Source organism: Brunnivagina elsteri CCALA 953 (assembly GCF_002289455.1).
GTDB lineage: Bacteria > Cyanobacteriota > Cyanobacteriia > Cyanobacteriales > Nostocaceae > Brunnivagina > Brunnivagina elsteri.
Genome location: NZ_NTFS01000628.1, coordinates 1 through 2,502 on the forward strand (window position 1 = coordinate 1; position 2,502 = coordinate 2,502).

Here is a 2,502-nt window from a genome sequence, read left to right on the forward strand (position 1 = left end):
TAAACCTCGTCCATTTTGAAAGCTGGAGTTTTGTATAAGGGCTTATAATTTGGTTATAGCTTGAGTTATAAGGTTTACCCTAATTACAAAAAACTACGGTTCTCAACGTAGACGTGGTTTAATCGTGCCTACTTACTTACAATATGTATATTTATGGAAATACAATGAAAACTAGACAAAAGTCTATTGTGTAATTTTTGAATCTGGTATTATATTTGCGTAGTTAATATCAGAAACTAAAAATTTATTTTTACAGTCATATTTTATGTGCAGAAAAGGCTGAATAGTTCTACCTTACTTTGATAATACGAAAAGTGTGTATGATGAAAACTAATGGCATTAGACTGTTTGCATCTGTTTTTGCGATCGCAAATGTATTGGCAATTACCAGCGAACAAGGATTCTCGCAAACTCGCAACACGGAAAAAACAACTTTCCACTGCATTCGTAACGGCACTGGCTACGCTACAGTCGCTCGTAGGGGTAATGCACAAACAGGGGCTATGATTACGTGGAACGATACTTCTTTTGGTAGTAAATTTACACCGAAAGACAGATGTGCAATTGTTGGTCAACGCTTTAATAAAGCTGTGGGTAAAAGCGGTTATTCCCTGAGTTTGCTGAAGCTAACTCATGGAGTCTTACGTTCCAACCCGGTGATTTGCTATATCGGCACTACAACAGAAAAATGTAACGATAAAAACTTGATATTGACCTTAAATAGATCTGAACTTGGTCAAGAGCGTATAATAATTGACCAGTTGAAAAACTTTAGTGTCAATGGAACGGGAACTCCTTTACGTAGGAGCGCAGATAATAGAAGCATAGCTGAATTTGGAAGACAAATTAACGAAGCTTTTAAATCAGATGTCACTCAACCTGCGACTCCTGAACTAGATGTGACAGTTAGCGAATCCACAACACCACAATCAGTATCTAGTCCCTCAAGTAAATCTAATAACTAAATTTACTTGAGGGACTTTTAAATCTATTAAATTTTATCACTTTCTCGTAGAGCGGCTTCTATCCTTCCCAGCGAAGTCGCTTAACATTTCAAGATAAAAGTAGACGATATTTATTTAAATTATTAAAAAAAGTATTTAGAAAGCTTTTCATTGTTTATAATTTCTTTTTGTAGCAATCAAAAAACTGTGATGCCAACTTCATCTGTTTGGTTTTCAATAAATCTTTTGTTGGCAATTCTACTTCTACAGTCGTGTTCATCTATGTCGATGGGTAACATAGGTCATAAAACTGTAGAAGAAGTGAATAAATCTATTGTTTATAACGATGGAAATGGTCAACAAAAAGATAATTTACCTGTTGCAGAAATCGCTCGAAAAATAACAGTTAGAATTTTAGCAGAATCTGGTTCTGGTTCTGGAGTAATAGTTTCACGGAAAGGTCAAACCTATACTGTATTAACTTGTCAGCATGTACTGGATATTGATAAAAATGGTAAATATAACGTTCTTTCTGCTGACGGGAAAGTTTATAAAGCGCGGTTCAAGGTAATTAGTAACCCTCAAAACATAGATTTGGCTTTAGTTCAATTTGAAAGCAAAATAGTTTACCCAGTCGTCACATTAGGTAACTCAAACTTACTGGCAAGTGATGCTCCTATCTTTGCTGCTGGATTTCCTAATTATCACACAGTCAATAAAGATGAGATTGAAGATACCCGTGAATGGGGTACAAAAGCTTTTCGCTTTACTGATGGCAAAGTCTCGATGGTATTAAAAGATAAATCTCTTCCTAATGGTTATCGTTTAGGTTATACCAATGATGTGAAAGTTGGTATGAGTGGAGGTCCAGTTTTAAATGGAAAAGGAGAACTTGTTGGTATCAACGGACGGTTAAAATATCCCATACAAGGTATTGAAGTATTCACATTTGCTGATGGCAGTAAACCATCACAAGAAATGTTCGGGAAAATGGAACCTTTAAGTTGGGCTATTCCTATTGTTATTTTCCGACAATTAGCTGAGGAATCTTTACAAATATGAGGTAATTAAATTATAAGAGAATTGTTTTTAATTTGCTAATTTAAGGGAAGTTTGCACAACTATATCTAAAAAATTTTGGTTCCAATATGCCAATTTTTCTGCTTGTTGTTTGGCATTTTGATTAATTGTTGATAAACAAGATATAGAATTAACTAAACTTTCTTGAGTGAGCGGTTCGGGTGAAATTGCTACTCCTAAATTCAATAAAGCTTTTGCTGTGTGCCATTTTTCCATATCTTTAGGAAAAATCATTTGGGGAATTCCTGCTAACAAGCAAGCAGCAGATGTAATAAATCCAGCATGATGTATCGCTAATTGTTTTCCCTGCAAAACTATTTGTAAATCATCAAAAATACATTCTGGCTTGAGGGTATCCATGACAAGCGAATAGTTCTGCCAATCCTGTGCTAAATATGCCCACAATTTTCCAGTTTCACTACCAAGGTTTTGTGGGAATGGTGTAGAGTGAATACCCACATATTCTGGCTGCGATCGC

Annotated in this window: 3 protein-coding genes; 2 read left to right on the forward strand and 1 reads right to left on the reverse strand. The window is 35.3% G+C overall.

The features are described 5' to 3' along the window. Positions 1-320: 320 nt before the first annotated feature. The gene (locus tag CK510_RS29260) at positions 321-965 is read left to right on the forward strand and encodes a COP23 domain-containing protein (RefSeq protein WP_095724966.1); all 645 of its coding nucleotides are present in this window, start codon (positions 321-323) and stop codon (positions 963-965) included. Positions 966-1,232: 267 nt separating this feature from the next. Further along, positions 1,233-2,006 carry a S1 family peptidase gene (locus CK510_RS29265; protein ID WP_245912499.1) on the forward strand — a complete coding sequence of 258 codons (774 nt, stop codon included), beginning with the start codon at positions 1,233-1,235 and terminating at the stop codon, positions 2,004-2,006. Positions 2,007-2,033: 27 nt separating this feature from the next. Here CK510_RS29265 and CK510_RS29270 read toward each other — a convergent pair. Then, positions 2,034-2,502 (reverse strand): glycosyltransferase (locus CK510_RS29270; RefSeq protein WP_211293346.1); only part of this gene is annotated, 469 nt, incomplete at its 5' end.